Here is a 15670-nt window from a genome sequence, read left to right on the forward strand (position 1 = left end):
GGGTCATGCCCCGGCGCCGTAGCCCTTGAACTTCTCCAGCACCTCGGCCATTTCTTCCGCCGTCAACAGCACCGGGGCACTCACCTGGAGGCACCGCAGGTATTGGCCACACAGGGCCTCCACCTCCATCGCCAGGGCCAGGGCGCTGTCCAGGCTTTTGCCCCAGGCCACCAGGCCGTGGTTGGCCATGAGGCAGGCACGGCGGCCTTCCAGGGCGGCAATGACCGCGTCAGACAGGGCCTGGGTACCGAAGGTGGCATAGGGTGCGCAGCGGATGTCCGTGCCCCCCGCCATGGCCACCATGTAGTGGAAGGGCGGGATGTCCCGACGCAGGCAGGCCAGGGCCACGGCGAAGGGGGAATGGGCGTGGACCACCGCCCGGGCGTCGGGGAAGGCGGCATATATGTCCCGGTGGAAACGCCATTCGCTGGAGGGCTTCTGGCCCTCCGGGGCCTGACCGTCCATGTCCAGCATCACCATGTCCCGGGCCTCCAGGTACGTCATGTCCCGGCCAGAAGGCGTGATGACGAAGCCGTCTTGTGAGTGGGCGCTCACATTGCCGGAGGTGCCCTGGTTTAGTCCAAGAGCCACACTCTTGCGAGCGCAGGCGGCGACGCGTTCAGGCAGGTTGGAAATATTCATGCGCGATCCGGAAAAAGTGCTGCCAGGGCATCCCGGCTGGCGGCGCACACGCCCCGCTCGGTGATCAGCCCCGTCACCAGCCGGGCCGGGGTCACGTCGAAGGCCGGGTTGGCGCAGGCGCTGCCTTCCGGCGTCAGGTGAATGCTCACCAACCTGCCATCGTCGGTACGGCCGGCGATGCGGCCCACCTCATCGGCCGAGCGTTCCTCGATGGGTATCTCCCTGCCGCCGGCCAGGTGGAAGTCGATACTGGGCCCCGGCGCCGCCACATAGAAGGGCACGCCGTTGTCGAAGGCCGCCAGGGCCTTCAGGTAGGTGCCGATCTTGTTGCACACATCGCCGTTGGCCGCCGTGCGGTCCGTGCCGACGATGCACAGGTCCACCCGGCCCTGCTGCATGAGATGGCCGCCGGCGTTGTCGGCGATGACCGTGTGGGGAATGCCCGCCTGGTTCAGCTCCCAGGCGGTGAGGCTGGCGCCCTGGTTGCGGGGCCGGGTTTCGTCCACCCACACGTGCACCGGAATGCCCACCTCCCGGGCGGCGTAGATGGGGGCCAGGGCGGTGCCCCAATCCACCGTGGCCAGCCAGCCGGCGTTGCAATGGGTGAGGATGTTCACCGTCCCGGGCTCAAGAAACCCGCCGGGCCGTCCCAAGGGTTTCTTGGCCCCCTTGGGGGGCGGCTCCTCCCGCAGGGTCGAGCCGGGGGCGTTGCCTTTCCGTTGTGCCATGGCCTGGATGAGTGCCAGCCCGTGGCGGCCGATGGCCTGGTTCTGGGCCACATCCTCGGCGCAGATGGCCTCCGCCTCGATCCAGCCCGCGGGTGAGCGCTCGCTGACCGGCAGCTTCAGGAGCTCGGCCAACACCCGCTCCACCGCCCATTTCAGGTTCACCGCCGTGGGCCGGGTGGCCACCAGCAGGGCAGCGGCGGCGCGCAGACCTGCATCGGAGGCATCCCGGTGGGCCGCCAGGGCCAGGCCGTAGGCGGCCGTGGCGCCGATGAGGGGCGCGCCCCGCACCCGCATGACGGCGATGGCCTCCGCCGCCTCTTCCGGGGTAGTCAATGTGCGGGTGACGAATTCATGGGGCAGGCGGGTCTGGTCGATGATCTCGACTCCAGCCTCCACGGGCCAGATGGTGCGGGTGGGGGTGCCGTTGATGTTCATGGGCCGGATTATCCTTGCTTGCCCTACAATCGCGCCATGCCTGCGCCACTCCCCGAATCCGCCCTCGCCACCGCCCTGAACGCCCTGCTGGACCGCCAGCCCGTGGCCCGGGAACGCCTGCTGCGCCATGCCGGCAAGCGCATCATCCTGGCCCTGCCCCTGCGCCCCCTGGAACTGGGCCTGGACGGCGACGGCCGCTTCAGCGTGCCCGGCCCGGAGACGGAAGCGGATGAACTGGCCGGCGCCGTCTCCTCCGTCACCCTCACCCCCCAGCTTGCCGCCCTGCCCAAGTGGATCACCGGCGGCACGGTGAGCGACCTGTTCAGCGCCGAAGGGGATGGCCTGCTGGCCGCCGACGTGGCCAAGGCCCTGGCGGACTTCGACTGGGTGCTGGCCCTGCGCCCCTACCTGGGAGACATGGCCGCCAGCCGGGTGGACCAGTTCATCCAGGGGTTCTCCGAATGGCGGGGCAAGGCCGTGGATGCCGCCGGCCGCAACCTGGCCGAGTACGCCGTGCACGAGGCCGGCGTGCTGGCGGAGCCCCATGCGGCACGGGAGTTCATCGCCGAGGTGGATCGCCTGCGGGAAGACACGGACCGGCTGGAGGCGCGCCTGAAACTGCTGGAGCAACGGCAAGCATGACGATCCCTGCAACCGGCCTCCCCTGCCGGGAGGTGCGATATTCGCGTCACGCCTTTGAACGCATGTTCCAGAGAGGCATCCCGCCGGAAGCCGTCGAAGCCATGATCAAGTCGGGCGAGATCATTGCGTCCTATCCTGATGATCGCCCCTACCCCAGCTACCTGATCCTGGGCCAACATTGGGACTCGCCGCTTCATGCCGTCATGGCGTTGGACGCGCAAAGCGGAATTTGCCAAGTCGTAACTGTCTACAGACCAGACCCAGACCTTTGGGACGACTCCTTCAAGACAAGGAAACAACCATGAAATGTTCCATCTGCAAAACCGGGACGACGCATCCGGGCAAGGCCACGGTCACCCTGCAACGCGGGGACAGCGTGGTCGTCATCCGGGACGTGCCCGCGGAAATCTGCGAGGACTGCGGCGAGTACTACCTGGATGAAGTCACCGCTCGCCGCGTCTATGCGGCCGCCGAGCGGGGATTCGAACGCCACGTGGAAGTGGAAATCCAGCGCTACGCAGCCTGATCGCCACCTGATGTACCTCTTCCGCATCCTCCGCATCTGGTTCACCGGCGCCCGCTACGGCCTGGACGAATTCTTCCTGGGCCACGAGCGGGTCAAGCTGGTGCGCTGGACCGTGCAGGCCCTGTTCTTCTGGCGTCGCCTGACGCGTCCACGCGGCGAGCGCTTGCGCCTGGCCCTGGAATCCCTGGGCCCCATCTTCATCAAGTTCGGCCAGATGCTCTCCACCCGGCGGGACCTGGTGCCACCGGACATCGCCAACGAACTGGCCAAGCTCCAGGACCGGGTGCCCCCCTTCCCCAGCCAACAGGCCCTGGCCGTGCTGCGCCGGGCCTACGGCCGCCCCGTGGAGGAGGTGTTCGCCGAATTCGATCCCACCCCCGTGGCCTCCGCCTCCGTGGCCCAGGTGCATAGAGCAAAACTCAAGTCGGGTGACGCAGTTGCCATCAAAATCCTGCGCCCCGGCATCGGCAAGGTCATCGGCCAGGACGTGAAGCTCCTCTACGCCCTGGCGGGCCTGGTGGAAAAACTGTGGTGGGACGGCAAGCGCCTGAAGCCCAAGGAAGTGGTGGGCGAGTTCGCCAAGCACCTGGGTGACGAGCTGGACCAGATGCGTGAGGCGGCCAACTGCTCCCAGCTCCACCGCAACTTCAAGGGCTCCCCCCTGCTGGCCGTGCCCGAGGTGTACTGGGACTACTGCGAAGCCGAGGTCATGGTCATGACCTGGATGGACGGCACCCCCATCTCCCGCATCGACGAGCTGCGCCGCCAGGGGGTGGACATCCCCCGCCTGGCCCGGGCCGGGGTGGAAATCTTCTTCACCCAGGTGTTCCGGGACGGCTTCTTCCACGCCGATATGCACCCGGGCAACATCCTGGTGACACCGGAAGGCAAATACGTGGCCCTGGACTTCGGCATCATGGGCACCCTCACCGACGTGGACAAGAACTACCTGGCCCAGAACTTCCTGGCCTTCTTCAGGCGGGACTACAAGAAGGTGGCCCAGACCCACCTGGATTCCGGCTGGGTGCCCGCCGAGACCCGGGTGGACGAATTCGAGGCCGCCATCCGCGCCGTGTGCGAACCCGTGTTCGACAGGCCCCTGAAAGAGATCGCCTTCGGCAAGGTGCTGCTCCGCCTGTTCCAGACCTCCCGCCGCTTCGGCATGGAAATCCAGCCCCAGCTGGTGATGCTGCAGAAGACCCTGCTCAACATCGAAGGCCTGGGCCGGGACCTGGACCCGGAACTGGACCTGTGGTCCACGGCCAAGCCTTTCCTGGAGCGCTGGATGAACGAGCAGATCGGCTGGCGCGGCTGGCTGCGCACCTTCAAGGAAGAAGTGCCCTACTGGGGTGCACTGGTTCCCCAGTTGCCCCGCCTGGCCCACCAGGCCCTCCGCACCGACCGGCTGGAAAAACTCGAGGATGGCCTGGAGATCATGCTGCGCCAGCAGCAGGCCCGGAACCGCTGGCTGGCGGCCATCGCCGTGTTGCTGGCCGTGCTGGTGGCCGCCAACCTGATCAACTACTGACTTCTTCGCTCATCCCTGGGGGTCCGGCACGAACTGGCCCGGGAAGGGCTGGGGCTCGGGCCAGTGGGGGCGTACAGGGCGGAGTTTCGGAATCACGCCCCGGGCCATCAGGTTGGGGCGGCTGTCGTAGCGCACGCTCAACACCTCGGCCGGCCCGGCGCTGGCCCGCTCGAACTCCGTGTAGCGGGTGGGTGCGTATTCCCGTTCTCCATGCCCGGTACCCAGGCGCTCCGACTTGCGCGGGGACTTGGCCATGGCTTCCGGGGCGGCGGCATCGGCCGCTGCCCCGGCTGCGCCAGCCTGGGCACGGGCAGACGGCACTGCTTCATTCAGATAGGGCATGGGCTGGGGCGCATAGACCTTCTCCCGGAACACCGCCCCACCGATCACCCCCACGTGGTCCGGCCTATCCGTGCGGGCGGCGTAGGAATCCGGCAGGGCGGTGAAATAGAACTGGGCCACTTCCTGCAGGCTCTTGCGCCAGCCGGCCACCTCCACCCGGCCCCAGGGGCCCAGCACGTAGCCGGACTGGTCCGGCGCCGCCGTCTCGCCGGTGACCGCGTTGACGCCATCCACGGACAGCACCACCAGCACCCGCTGCCCCGTGCGGTTCACCAGCCGCACCCCGTAGCGATCGCCGGGGTTGCCCGCCACGTACTGCTGCCCCCGGAAGCGGTGGAAGTCCAGGGTCTCCCCCGTGGACCGGTTGATGATCTCCATGTCCACCAGCTGGCCGGCGTGGGCGGGTGAGGACGAGAATGCGCTGGCAGCCAGGAGGCTGAGGGTCAGTACGAAGAGTCGTGCAAGCATGATGTGCTCCTTTTGGGTTGAGGAAGGACATCCGCTTAAACGCGCGGGAAATTGAAACGGGGTTAAGAACCAGGAATGCCGGCAAGCATCTGCCGGGCAAAGGCTACAAATCCTTCAAGTCCTCCGGCAAGGCAAACCCCGGATAAGTCCGCCTGAGTTTCTCCAGTGCCTTCCGCGCCTCCTCCTGTCGCCCCTCCCGCAACAACCGGCGAATCGTCTCCACCATCTGTTCCGGCCTTTCAGTCGCCGGGGCTGCGGCCTTGCGCTTGCCCAGGCCCTGGCTGAAGAAAAAGGCCGGCGCGGTTTCCTGGCCAGGTGCCACGGCACTGGCCGTGGGGGGCGGGACCATGCGGGCTGCGGGCGGGCGTTTCATTTTCGTCGTGGCGTCGGAGGACTCCTGGGCAGCCATGGGGACAGCCTGGGGCATGGGATGGGCCTCGGCCCTGGCGGCCGGCTGGGGAGCGGGCGACAAGGCCGCGGCAGCGCCGGCCTGGGCCGGGAAGGGCTCGGGTGCGGGTGCGGGTGCGGCGACACTACCCGAATTCTCCAACTGTTCCACCGCCGCTCGCTCCTGGGGGAGCGCGGGCCCGCTTTGCACATCCGTGCCCATGGGCTCGACGCTTTCCGACGCATCGGCCTGGGGTACGGATTCCTGCTGCGCCAGATAAGGAAGGCGCACGGTGGGCTCGGCTGGCAAAGGCGCGGGGGCCGCGTCGTCAATTCCACCCTGGCCTGTCGGCGGGATGGCCTTGGGTGGTTTCATGTTTTCCGGTGCCTGCTGCTGCGCTTCGAACAACAGGGAGATCCCCAGCACCAGTACGGCGGCGCTGGAGAGGGGCAGTGCCCAGGTGAACCAGCGGGAACGCCCGGTCGGTTTGGGCCGGGCCAGGGCCTGGCGGGCGGCCTCCAGGATGCGGGCGTCCAGGCCCGGCGAGGGCTCCGGGTGTCTGGCCTCCCGGTAGGCTTGGCTGAGATGCGGGTCGCGTTCTTCCATGGCCTCAGGTTCCTATCAATGCCGCCAGGCACCTGCGCAGCCGGTCCAGGGCGTAGCGCAGGCGGCTCTTGGCGGTCTCCCGCCCCACGCCGGTGGCGTTGGCGATTTGTTCCAGGCTCATGCCGCCCTCCTCCGCCATGAGGAAGGCGTCCCGCTGGGGCAGGGGCAGGGCCGCCAGGCAGTCCAGGATGTGCCGGGCGGCCTCCCGTCGCTCCAGCATGGCCTGGGGCGATTCCTGTTCCGGCGCGGCCATGCTGTCCACCGGATCATAGTCAGGATCCTCGTCCAGGCCGGCCGCGCCATCACCGGCCAACTCCAGGATGGAGCGGCCCCTGGCCCGGTGATGGTCCACCAGGCGGTTGTGGGCGATGCGGAACAGCCACGTGGAAAATTTGGCCGTGACCTCGTAGTGGGCCCGGGCACCCACCACCCGCAGCCACACGTCCTGGAACAGTTCGTCCGCCGCCTGGGCCGCCTGGTGGGCCAGATAGCGGTACAGCCTGCCCCGCCAGCGCCCGTACAACGCCTCGAAGGCCGGCCCGTCGCCGTCACGGTAGGCCAGCATGAGGGCTTCGTCGGTGCGCGGGTCGTCAGTGGAACTGGCGGCTGCGTCGGAATCATCCATGGCTATGCGTTTGAACGCCTGGTATTGCGATATGGGGTTAGCAGGTGGGTCCCCGGCGGCGGGACGCCTGGGAGGTGTGCATGCATTGTATTGGCCCCGGGGCCCGGGCACGAAATTCATGGCCAACAATGAGACAGGCCCCGTTTCCGGGGCCTGGGCGCCAGGGGGTGCCGGGGAAAATCAGGCGGCGATGCGCTCCCGCCGGTCCATGACGGTGGCCTGGATGTGGAGCTTTCCGTCCTCGTTGAAGCCGGACAGGTTCATCTCGATGGGGAAGGTGCTCTCGTCCTTGCGGTGCCCCTGGAGGAAGTGCTGCCGGCCCAGCATGGTGACCACGGGGTGGCGGGGCATGTCACCGCTGAAGGCGGCCTGATGTCCCGTTGCCGCCTCGGGGACGAGGATTTCGATGGGCTTGCCCAGCAGTTCATCGGGCTCGTAGCCAAACATGGCTTCCAGGGTGGTGTTGACCATCTGGATGTTGCCCCGTTCGTCCACCACCAGCAGGCCGTTGGGATTGGTGTCCAGCAGCATGCGCAAGTGGGCTTCCCTGTGCTGCAGGCGCTCCTCAATCTCCTTGCGTGCGGAGATGTCGGCCACTACCGCGTCCACGTAGCGGCGCCCGTCCTCCATGAAGGAACTCAGGCTGATCTCGATGGGCACCCGGCTGCCGTCCTTGCGCTGGCCCACCAGGTCCCGCCCCGCACCCATGGGCCGGGCCTCGGGGGCGCGCATGTAGCCGCTGCGCTTCTGCTCGTGACCGGCCCGTTCTGATTCAGGCACCAGAATTTCCATGGGCTTGCCGATCAACTCGCCCGGCTCATAGCCAAACATGCGCTCCAGGGCGGGGTTGGCCATCTGGATGGCGCCCTTGTCGTCCACCACCAGGAGGCCGTTGGCGTTGGCTTCCACCACCAGGCGGAAGCGCTTCTGGGCCTCGGCCAGGCGGTTGGCGATCCTGGCCTCGGCCTGGGCCTTGGCGGCCGCCACCTTGGCCACCGTACGCCCCACCAGGGCCCGGGAAAGCCAGGCGGTGAGGGCGCCAAACAGCAAGAGCATGGTCAGGGCACCCAGGCCCACGGTGCGCCAGGCTTCCTGGCGCAACAGGGCCAGTTGGTTGGCGGGCAGGTGGGACACCACCAGCCAGTGGGGCACATCCGCCACCACGCTGCTGTCCGTGTCCTTGAGTGGATAGGCAGTACTCCACGTCCACAACCCGCCCTCGGCTTCCACCTGGCCCGAGGGAATCCCCGAGATGGCCTGCCAGGCCTTCGGATTGCGGGCCCCCAGGGTATCGTTCCGCTTGAACATGAAGCCCCAGGCCTCCTCGGGCCGGGGGCTCACCAGCCAGTAGCCCTGGCTGTTCAGCAGCATGGCGTGGTCCCGGGCGTCCATGACGCTCTCGGTGAAGGCGGTGAGCAGCCGCCGGGCATCGATGTTCAGCACCAGGATGCCCTGGGGCCTGCGGTTGGCGTCCCGCAGGGGCGTTGCCAGGCGCAGCACGGGCTTGTAGGGCACTTCCACCTCGCCGTTTTCCACGTTCAGGTCCAGGGGCGAGATGAAGAACTGACCGGGCTGCAGGTCCATGGTCTTCTTGAAATAGTAGCTGTCCGTCACCTGCTGCAGCCGGTCCGCCGGAACGGGCACGGGGCGACCGCCAACGCTGTTGATGCGGGCCCGCTCCACGCCGCCGGCGTCGATCCAGCGCACCTTGTCATACAGACCGCTGTAGGCCAGCAGGGTCTTGAACTCATCTTCCATGGCCAGGACGGCCCCGGCGCCACCACCCTCCAAGGCGTTGCGCACCGCCACTGTGTCCGCCAGGGCGCGCAGATGGCGCAAAGGCATGGCCAGTTCGTCATCCAGGCGGCGCACGCCCATGATGACGTTGCCGATCTCCTTGGTGCGGGTGATGTCCATCTCGGCTGAAATCCGCTCGTTGCCGATGTACCAGGCTCCCCCCACGATCAACACGGAAACCAGGGCAAACAGAATCAAAAACAGACGTAAGGGAAACTTCACCTTCACGAAGCCGCTATCCATTTCAGTCTCCTTGTGTGGCTTTAATAATTCCAGACAAATTTAGTCGGGTTTTTTGCCACGCTATCCCAGGCCACATGGGATATCAACCATGCAACCAGAGTGGTTTTGCTGGCAGGATCGCCTTTACGCAGATATCCGTAAGACGTTGCCGGTGATAGGCTTTCACGAGCATTTCAGCCCCTCTGCACCAAACCATGGCCCTGCTGGAAATCCGCAATATCACCCGCCGCTTTGGCACCTTCGAGGCCGTGGGGGACGTCAGCTTTGATGTGGAAGCAGGAGAGTTCTTCACCCTGCTGGGCCCTTCCGGCTGCGGCAAGACCACCATCCTGCGCATGATCGCCGGCTTCGACCTGCCGGACGGGGGGCAGATCCTGCTGGATGGTAAGGACCTGGTGAACACGCCGGCGGAAAAGAGGCCCATCCACACCGTATTCCAGAGCTATGCCCTGTTCCCCCATCTCACCGTGGGCCAGAACGTGGCCTTTCCTTTGCGCATGGCCGGGGTGAGCGAGGCGGAGCTGAAGCGCCGGGTGGGCGAGACCCTGGCGCAGGTGCATCTTGCCGAACTGGCGGACCACTATCCCCACGAGCTGTCCGGCGGCCAGAAGCAGCGGGTGGCCCTGGCCCGGGGTCTGGTGAACAAGCCCCGCCTGCTGTTGCTGGACGAGCCCCTGGGAGCCCTGGACCTGAAGCTGCGGGAGGAGATGCAGCTGGAACTCATCAAACTGCAGCGGGACGTGGGCGTCACCTTCGTCTTCGTCACCCACGCCCAGCCCGAGGCCCTGGCCCTGTCCCACCGCATCGCGGTGATGAACCGGGGGCGCATCGAACAACTGGACGAACCGTCCAGGATTTACGGCTTCCCGAGGAACCGTTTCGTGGCGGACTTCATCGGCAACTGCAACCTCTTGGAGGCCCGGGTGGCGGAACGGCTGGAAGGCCGTCTGCGCTTGGAGTCACCGGGCCTGGGGGCAATCCTGGCGCCGGCATCGGAAGGCTCCCAGGCGGGCGACACCGGAGTGCTGGCCCTGCGGCCGGAGCAGGTGCGCATCTCAGGTTTTACCCCCCCTTTATTAAAGGGGGGCAGGGGGGATTTGAGTACATCTGTTGAAGAAGATGCCCCCGGGAATCCCCCCCACCCCCCCTTTGAAAACAGGGGGGATGAAAACGCGTTTCCCGGCACGGTGAAGGACTTCCTTTACGTGGGCGACGTCACCACCTATCAGGTGGCCCTGGACAACGGCCAGGAGCTGGCGGCCCTGCGGGCCAACGATGCCCCCGGCCGGGCCCGCTTCTTCGAGGTGGGGGACCGGGTCACCGTGAGCTGGGCCCGGGAGGCCGGACACTATGTCCGGGACTAGGCACCTCAACAAATCACCCCCCTTTCCCAAAGGGGGGCAGGGGGGATTCCGGCGGCCCTCGGCCCCGCCGGACACCATCAAATCCCCCCCATCCCCGCTTTGGCCGCAAGCTCGAAACTTCGCTTCGCTCGTTTTCCAAAGGGGGGAGAACACCACCCGCAGGGCGGTCACCTCGCCGCCCACCCTGTTCCTGCTGGCCTTCTTCCTGGTGCCGGCCCTCATCGTGGTACTGGCGTCCTTCCAGTACCCGGGGGAATTCGGCGGCCTGGCGCCCATCACCGACCCGGGCGACGGGCGGGAGCACGGGCTGACCCTGGAGAACTATCAGTTCTTCTTCAGCGACTTCCTGTTCACGGAGATTTTCCTGCGCTCCTTCGCCGTGGCCACCGCATCCACTTTGGCCTGCCTGGTGCTGGCCTACCCCGTGGCCTGGCTCATCGCCCGCAGCCCCCGGCGCCACCGGGACCTGCTGGTGCTGCTGGTGATCCTGCCCTTCGCCAGCAACTTCCTCATCCGGGTCTACGCCTGGATGATCATCCTGGGACCCCAGGCGGCCCTGGCCCAGGCGGTGAACGGGGTGCTGGGGGCCTTCGGTTTCCCCCCCGTCTCCCTGCTGTTCTCCCCCTTCGCCGTGCTGGTGGGCATGGTGTACGTGCACCTGCCCTTCATGATCCTGCCCCTTTACACCAACCTGGAGAAGCACGACCCGGTGCTGCTGGACGCCGCCCAGGACCTGGGGGCCAACGCCTGGCGGCGATTCTGGCGCGTGACCTGGCCTCTCAGCCTGCCCGGCGTGTTCTCCGGCTCGGTGCTGGTGTTCATCCCCGTGCTGGGCATGTTCGCCATTCCCGACATCCTGGGGGGCACCCGGGACATGCTCATCGGCAACCTCATCAAGGACCAGTTCCTGGGCGTGCGGGACTGGCCCTTCGGCGCCACCCTGTCCATCATCCTGACCCTGTGCGTGCTGACCCTGGCGGGCCTGGCGGCCTGGGCGGGCCGGCCCAGGAGGCGGCATGCGTAGGTTGCCTCTCTGGCTCATCCTCTCGGCGGGCGCCACCTTCGCCTTCCTCTACGTGCCCTTGATGGTGGTGGTGGCCTATTCCTTCAACGACTCCCGCCTGAACGCGGAGTGGGTGGGCTTCACCCTGGAGTGGTACCGGGTGCTGTTCTACGACGAGGAGATGCTGCTGGCGGCGCGAAACTCCCTGTTCATCGCCGGGGTGTCCAGCACCGCCGCCACGGTCCTTGGCACGTTGGCGGGCCTGGCCATCCACCGCTACCGCTTCCGCTGGCTGCCTATCTTGGTGATCACCCCCGTGGCCATGCCGGAGATCCTGCTGGGGGTGTCTTTGCTGGTGTTCTTCATCCAGGTGCTGCACCTCACCCTGGGCCTGCTGTCCGTGGTGCTGGCCCACATCACCTTCTCCATCGGCTTCGTGGCCATCATCGTGCGGGCCCGGCTGGCGGGCATGGACGAGAGCATCTTCGAGGCGGCCCGGGACCTGGGCGCAAGCCCCTGGCAAACTTTTCGCCTGGTGACCTTCCCCCTCATCCTGCCGGCGGTGGTGGCGGGCTTCCTCATGAGCTTCACCCTGTCCATCGACGACTTCGTCATCACCTTCTTCACCGCCGGGGTAGGGGTCTCCACCCTGCCCCTGCAGATCTATTCCATGATCAAGATCGCCGTAACGCCGGAGGTGAACGCCGTTTCCACCCTGCTGATGCTGCTGACCCTGGTGCTGGTGATCGCGGCGGCGCGCATGGACAAAGGATTCATGAAAGGCGGGGCATGAGGCGGTTATTGCTGGCCCTGGCCCTGTGGCTCGCCGGCCCGGCCCAGGCCGTGGAAACCCTCTACCTCTACAACTGGAACAACTACATCTCCGACGCCACCGTGGCCCGCTTCGAGGCCCGTTGCGGCTGCAAGGTGGTGCAGGACTATTACTCGGACAACGAGGAGATGCTGGCCAAGCTGGCGGCGGGGGCCAGCGGCTACGACCTCATCGTGCCCACGGGCAACGCGGTGGAGGCCCTGATCCGCTCCAGGCAGTTGCGGCCCATCGACAAGGCGAAGCTGCCCCACCTGAAGAACATCAAGCCCGAGTTCCTGGACCGCTTCTTCGACCCGGGCAACCGCTACTCCGTGCCCTATGCCTACACGGTGACCCTCATCGGCTACAACACGGCCCACATCCGGGAACTGGGCCTGCCCACGGACACCTGGGCCCTGATCTTCGAACCCAAATACCTGAAGAAGCTGAAAGGCCGGGTGACGGTGCTGGACTCCCAGCGGGAACTGATGGCCGCCGCCATGCTGTACCTGGGCCACGACATCAACGACACGGACGAGGCGAAATGGAAACAGGCCCGGGACCTGATCCTGAGGGCAAAGCCCTACTGGGCGGCCTTCAACGCCTCCAGCTACATCAAGGAACTCACCGTGGGCAACATCTGGGTGGCCCACGGCTATTCCAACGACATGTTCCAGGCCAACGCCGACGCCCAGGCGGCGGGCCGGCCCTTCGCCATCGGCTATGCGTCACCGAAAGAGGGGGCGGTGCTGGCCCTGGATTCCATGGTGCTGCACAAGACGGGGCGCCATCCCGAACTGGCCCTCCGCTTCATCGACTTCATGCTGGAAGGGGAAAATTCGGCGGAGTTGACCAACCTCATCGGCTCCGGCAACCCCAATCGCGACGCCCTGCGCACCATCCGGCCGGAAATTTCGGATAATCCCGCCGTGTTTCCCGACGCCGCCGCCATGGAACGGCTGGCCATGATGCGGGACCTGGACCGGAAGAGCCGCCGGGTCCTGAACCGCATCTGGACGGAAATCAAGTTGCGCTGACCATCAAGAAACCCAAAAGGACAGAAGGACCCGCCCATGCTGCTCGGCTTCGTCTTGCTCTACCTGGTCATCTCCATCGGCATCGGCGTCTATGCCGCCACCAAGGTGCACAACGCCCGGGACTACATCGCCGCCGGCCGCAGCCTGCCCATCTACATCGTCATGGCCATGGTGTTCGCCACCTGGTTCGGCGCGGAAACGGTGCTGGGCATTCCCGCCACCTTCATGGAGGAAGACCTGGGCGGCCTCATCTCCGACCCCTTCGGCGCCTCCCTGTGCCTGGTGCTGTTCGGCCTGTTCTTCGCCCGCAAGCTGTACCGCATGAACCTGCTCACCATTGCCGACTTCTACCGGGAGCGGTACGACCGAAAAGTCGAGGTCATCACCGGCGTGGCCATCGCTCTGTCCTACCTGGGCTGGGTGTCCGCCCAGATCACCGCCCTGGGCCTGGTGTTCAACGTGTTGTCCGACGGCCAGATCACCCAGGCCCAGGGCATCATGATCGGCGCCGCCGTGGTGCTCATGTATACCCTGTACGGCGGCATGTGGTCGGTGGCCCTGACCACCTTCTTCCAGATGATCGTCATCGTCGTCGGGCTTTTTTACATCGCCTGGCTGGTCACCGACCTGACCGGCGGCGTGGCCCCCGTGGTGCAGCACGCGGTGGAGAACAACAAGTTCCGCTTCTGGCCGGAACTGAACGCCGTGGCCATGGTGGCCTTCATCTCCGGACTCCTCACCATGGGCTTTGGCTCCATCCCCCAGCAGGACGTGTTCCAGCGCGCCAACGCGTCGAAAAGCGAGAACGTGGCGGTGTGGGGCACCGTGGGCGGCGGCATCGCCTACTTCCTGTTCGCCGCCGTGCCCCTGTTCCTCACCTATTCCGCCCTGCTCATCGACCCCAACATGGCCAGCCACTTCCTCGGCGAGGACGCCCAAAAGATCCTGCCCCTGCTGGTGAGCGGCCACCTGCCCCTGCTGGCCCAGGTGATCTTCTACGGCGCCCTGCTGGCTGTGATCATGTCCACCGCCTCCGGCACCCTGCTGGCGCCTTCCGTCACCATCTCCGAGAACGTGCTCAAGGGCTTCGTCACCCGCCGCAAGCACATGTCGGAGAAGAAGCTGCTGGTCATGACCCGCTGGGTGGTGGCGGTGTTCTCGGTGCTGGTCACCCTCTATGCCCTGTGGGCCCTGGACCAGGAGACCGGCATCCACCAGATGGTGGAAAACGCCTACAAGGTCACCCTGGTGCTGGCCTTCGTGCCCCTGGTGGCGGGTCTGTACTGGAAGCGGGCCACCACCCTGGGGGCCTATTGGGCCATCGCCCTGGGATTGGTCACCTGGCTGCCCATGGAATTCCTCATGCCGGAAGGGGAAGGTCCCATCCCGCCCCAGTTCGCGGGGTTCCTCGCCGCGTGTTGCGGAATGGTTTTAGGCTCATCGCTTGGCAAGCCCAAGCAGATCAATACGATGGGCCATTCATAGGATTGCGTTTTTCGGATATCTTAGTAATGCAATTCCAATAAAACGCTGCATCAGATTGCCTTAGGGGCTAACAGCATTGTCCGAAGACACACTGCCTCCCAAAACGCCGCCGGCGTCCTCGAAAGCCAACGTGTTCACCGCACTATTTCCTTCCAGGGAAGAAATAGTCTGCCGACATTGCGGCAGCACGGACGTGCGCCCCTCCCACAAGGCATCAAGGTCGTCGGAATACGCCGTTTACCGCTGCAGAACCTGCAAACACCATTTCAAGGTGGTCTCCGCTCGCCCCCGGATCCATGCCTACCTGAGCATCGGCGTGTTCCTGTTGATCCTTGCGGGGGTGGCGACCAGCTTCATCATGTCGTCAGATCCGGAGGCGGAGTACCAGCCACGCATCGACGCCAAGGACCCTGTTGCCTTGTCCAAGGCCCAGACGGGCGCCAAGCAGGGTGATCCCCAGGCCCAGTACGACCTGGGCCTGACCTATTGGCAAGATGCCAATTATGCCGAGGCGCTCCCCCTGCTCCGTGCCGCCGCCGAAGCGGGCCATGCCGACGCCCAGTACCTTATGGGCATGGCATACCTCGAGGGGCAAGGCATCGTGCAGAACTACCGGGGCGCCATGGAATACTTCAACAAGGCGGCCCAGCAAGGACATTTGGAAGCGGAGTACCGGCTCGGCATCTTCCATCGTGATGGACTCTCCACACCCCAGGACCGAGAGCAGGCCTATGCCTGGCTGAATGTCGCCGCCGCCAAGGGACATCCCGATGCCCTTGCCGCCCGTGATCGGCTCGCCATGGCCATGACAGGCGAGCAAATCGTCCGCGCCCAGGAAGCGAGCGCTCAGTTGCATGACAAGCTCAGCGGCAAGAATACATCCCCAGCACTACCTGCCACCGCCCAGCCGGTCGCCACGCCGGCGCCCACCGCCGGCCCCCCCCCCACCCAGCCACGCCCCTGATCCGCCGCCTGCCCGCTTTTCTGGCATTCGGCGGAA

At 66.1% G+C, this 15670-nt stretch carries 16 protein-coding genes; 10 read left to right on the top strand and 6 right to left on the bottom strand.

All coding sequences use genetic code 11. The annotated features are described in order from the left end of the window. Window positions 1–3: 3 nt before the first annotated feature. Together H6935_08275 and mtnA are read right to left on the bottom strand one after the other, a co-directional pair. A complete protein-coding gene (locus tag H6935_08275) occupies window positions 4–642 on the bottom strand; it encodes a class II aldolase/adducin family protein (protein MCP5278344.1) in 639 nt (212 codons plus the stop codon). Next, window positions 639–1805, bottom strand: coding sequence for an S-methyl-5-thioribose-1-phosphate isomerase (mtnA, locus tag H6935_08280; protein MCP5278345.1), 1167 nt, complete (start codon window positions 1803–1805; stop codon window positions 639–641). Before mtnA ends, H6935_08275 begins: the two co-directional genes overlap by 4 nt. Window positions 1806–1841: 36 nt before the next feature. On the opposite strand from mtnA, the gene H6935_08285 reads away from it, so the two are divergent. From H6935_08285 to ubiB, 4 genes are read left to right on the top strand one after another with little or no spacing between them, the layout of a single operon-like run. Continuing rightward, window positions 1842–2447: a hypothetical protein gene (locus H6935_08285; protein MCP5278346.1), complete on the top strand. Its 606-nt coding sequence runs from the start codon at window positions 1842–1844 to the stop codon at window positions 2445–2447. Next, window positions 2444–2752: a DUF4258 domain-containing protein gene (locus H6935_08290; GenBank protein MCP5278347.1), complete on the top strand. Its 309-nt coding sequence runs from the start codon at window positions 2444–2446 to the stop codon at window positions 2750–2752. Before H6935_08285 ends, H6935_08290 begins: the two co-directional genes overlap by 4 nt. After that, the gene (locus H6935_08295; protein MCP5278348.1) at window positions 2749–2973 is read left to right on the top strand and encodes a type II toxin-antitoxin system MqsA family antitoxin; all 225 of its coding nucleotides are present in this window, start codon (window positions 2749–2751) and stop codon (window positions 2971–2973) included. Before H6935_08290 ends, H6935_08295 begins: the two co-directional genes overlap by 4 nt. A 10-nt stretch (window positions 2974–2983) precedes the next feature. Continuing rightward, entirely contained in the window at window positions 2984–4501 is a 1518-nt protein-coding gene (ubiB, locus tag H6935_08300; protein ID MCP5278349.1) for a ubiquinone biosynthesis regulatory protein kinase UbiB, read from the top strand. A gap of 9 nt (window positions 4502–4510) precedes the next feature. On the opposite strand, the gene H6935_08305 is transcribed toward ubiB, so the two are convergent. The 4 genes from H6935_08305 to H6935_08320 form a co-directional block, all read right to left on the bottom strand. After that, on the bottom strand, window positions 4511–5311 hold the full coding sequence (locus tag H6935_08305; GenBank protein ID MCP5278350.1) for a hypothetical protein: 801 nt from the start codon (window positions 5309–5311) through the stop codon (window positions 4511–4513). Between the two features lie 103 nt (window positions 5312–5414). Beyond that, window positions 5415–6305, bottom strand: a complete 891-nt coding sequence (locus tag H6935_08310; protein MCP5278351.1) for a hypothetical protein — start codon at window positions 6303–6305, stop codon at window positions 5415–5417. 4 nt (window positions 6306–6309) lie between these two features. Further along, entirely contained in the window at window positions 6310–6930 is a 621-nt protein-coding gene (locus H6935_08315) for a sigma-70 family RNA polymerase sigma factor (protein MCP5278352.1), read from the bottom strand. Between the two features lie 180 nt (window positions 6931–7110). Continuing rightward, window positions 7111–8970, bottom strand: a complete 1860-nt coding sequence (locus H6935_08320) for a PAS domain S-box protein (GenBank protein ID MCP5278353.1) — start codon at window positions 8968–8970, stop codon at window positions 7111–7113. A gap of 194 nt (window positions 8971–9164) precedes the next feature. On the opposite strand from H6935_08320, the gene H6935_08325 reads away from it, so the two are divergent. The 6 genes from H6935_08325 (at window position 9165) to H6935_08350 (ending at window position 15634) form a co-directional block, all read left to right on the top strand. Beyond that, window positions 9165–10334, top strand: coding sequence for an ABC transporter ATP-binding protein (locus tag H6935_08325; GenBank protein MCP5278354.1), 1170 nt, complete (start codon window positions 9165–9167; stop codon window positions 10332–10334). After that, window positions 10321–11358 carry an ABC transporter permease gene (locus tag H6935_08330; protein MCP5278355.1) on the top strand — a complete coding sequence of 346 codons (1038 nt, stop codon included), beginning with the start codon at window positions 10321–10323 and terminating at the stop codon, window positions 11356–11358. Before H6935_08325 ends, H6935_08330 begins: the two co-directional genes overlap by 14 nt. After that, on the top strand, window positions 11351–12130 hold the full coding sequence (locus H6935_08335; protein ID MCP5278356.1) for an ABC transporter permease subunit: 780 nt from the start codon (window positions 11351–11353) through the stop codon (window positions 12128–12130). The genes H6935_08330 and H6935_08335 overlap by 8 nt, the downstream gene beginning before the upstream one ends. Next, window positions 12127–13185 carry a spermidine/putrescine ABC transporter substrate-binding protein gene (locus H6935_08340; GenBank protein ID MCP5278357.1) on the top strand — a complete coding sequence of 353 codons (1059 nt, stop codon included), beginning with the start codon at window positions 12127–12129 and terminating at the stop codon, window positions 13183–13185. Before H6935_08335 ends, H6935_08340 begins: the two co-directional genes overlap by 4 nt. Window positions 13186–13221: 36 nt before the next feature. Then, window positions 13222–14670 (top strand): sodium:solute symporter family protein, encoded by a 1449-nt coding sequence (locus H6935_08345; protein MCP5278358.1) that lies wholly within the window; start codon window positions 13222–13224, stop codon window positions 14668–14670. A 130-nt stretch (window positions 14671–14800) separates the two neighbouring features. Beyond that, window positions 14801–15634 (top strand): sel1 repeat family protein, encoded by an 834-nt coding sequence (locus H6935_08350; protein ID MCP5278359.1) that lies wholly within the window; start codon window positions 14801–14803, stop codon window positions 15632–15634. Window positions 15635–15670 lie beyond the last annotated feature (36 nt).

Source organism: Thiobacillus sp., from assembly GCA_024235835.1.
GTDB lineage: Bacteria > Pseudomonadota > Gammaproteobacteria > Burkholderiales > Thiobacillaceae > PFJX01.

What these genes read in the sequence shown, in the direction of transcription:
- H6935_08315 (MCP5278352.1), bottom strand. Translation starts at nt 6,930, where the DNA reads ATGGATGATTCCGACGCAGCCGCCAGTTCCACTGACGACCCGCGCACC.
- H6935_08310 (MCP5278351.1), bottom strand. Translation starts at nt 6,305, where the DNA reads ATGGAAGAACGCGACCCGCATCTCAGCCAAGCCTACCGGGAGGCCAGA.
- H6935_08285 (MCP5278346.1), top strand. Translation starts at nt 1,842, where the DNA reads ATGCCTGCGCCACTCCCCGAATCCGCCCTCGCCACCGCCCTGAACGCC.
- H6935_08345 (MCP5278358.1), top strand. Translation starts at nt 13,222, where the DNA reads ATGCTGCTCGGCTTCGTCTTGCTCTACCTGGTCATCTCCATCGGCATC.
- H6935_08275 (MCP5278344.1), bottom strand. Translation starts at nt 642, where the DNA reads ATGAATATTTCCAACCTGCCTGAACGCGTCGCCGCCTGCGCTCGCAAG.
- H6935_08320 (MCP5278353.1), bottom strand. Translation starts at nt 8,970, where the DNA reads ATGGATAGCGGCTTCGTGAAGGTGAAGTTTCCCTTACGTCTGTTTTTG.
- H6935_08325 (MCP5278354.1), top strand. Translation starts at nt 9,165, where the DNA reads ATGGCCCTGCTGGAAATCCGCAATATCACCCGCCGCTTTGGCACCTTC.
- H6935_08290 (MCP5278347.1), top strand. Translation starts at nt 2,444, where the DNA reads ATGACGATCCCTGCAACCGGCCTCCCCTGCCGGGAGGTGCGATATTCG.
- H6935_08295 (MCP5278348.1), top strand. Translation starts at nt 2,749, where the DNA reads ATGAAATGTTCCATCTGCAAAACCGGGACGACGCATCCGGGCAAGGCC.
- H6935_08340 (MCP5278357.1), top strand. Translation starts at nt 12,127, where the DNA reads ATGAGGCGGTTATTGCTGGCCCTGGCCCTGTGGCTCGCCGGCCCGGCC.
- H6935_08335 (MCP5278356.1), top strand. Translation starts at nt 11,351, where the DNA reads ATGCGTAGGTTGCCTCTCTGGCTCATCCTCTCGGCGGGCGCCACCTTC.
- ubiB (MCP5278349.1), top strand. Translation starts at nt 2,984, where the DNA reads ATGTACCTCTTCCGCATCCTCCGCATCTGGTTCACCGGCGCCCGCTAC.
- H6935_08330 (MCP5278355.1), top strand. Translation starts at nt 10,321, where the DNA reads ATGTCCGGGACTAGGCACCTCAACAAATCACCCCCCTTTCCCAAAGGG.
- H6935_08305 (MCP5278350.1), bottom strand. Translation starts at nt 5,311, where the DNA reads ATGCTTGCACGACTCTTCGTACTGACCCTCAGCCTCCTGGCTGCCAGC.
- mtnA (MCP5278345.1), bottom strand. Translation starts at nt 1,805, where the DNA reads ATGAACATCAACGGCACCCCCACCCGCACCATCTGGCCCGTGGAGGCT.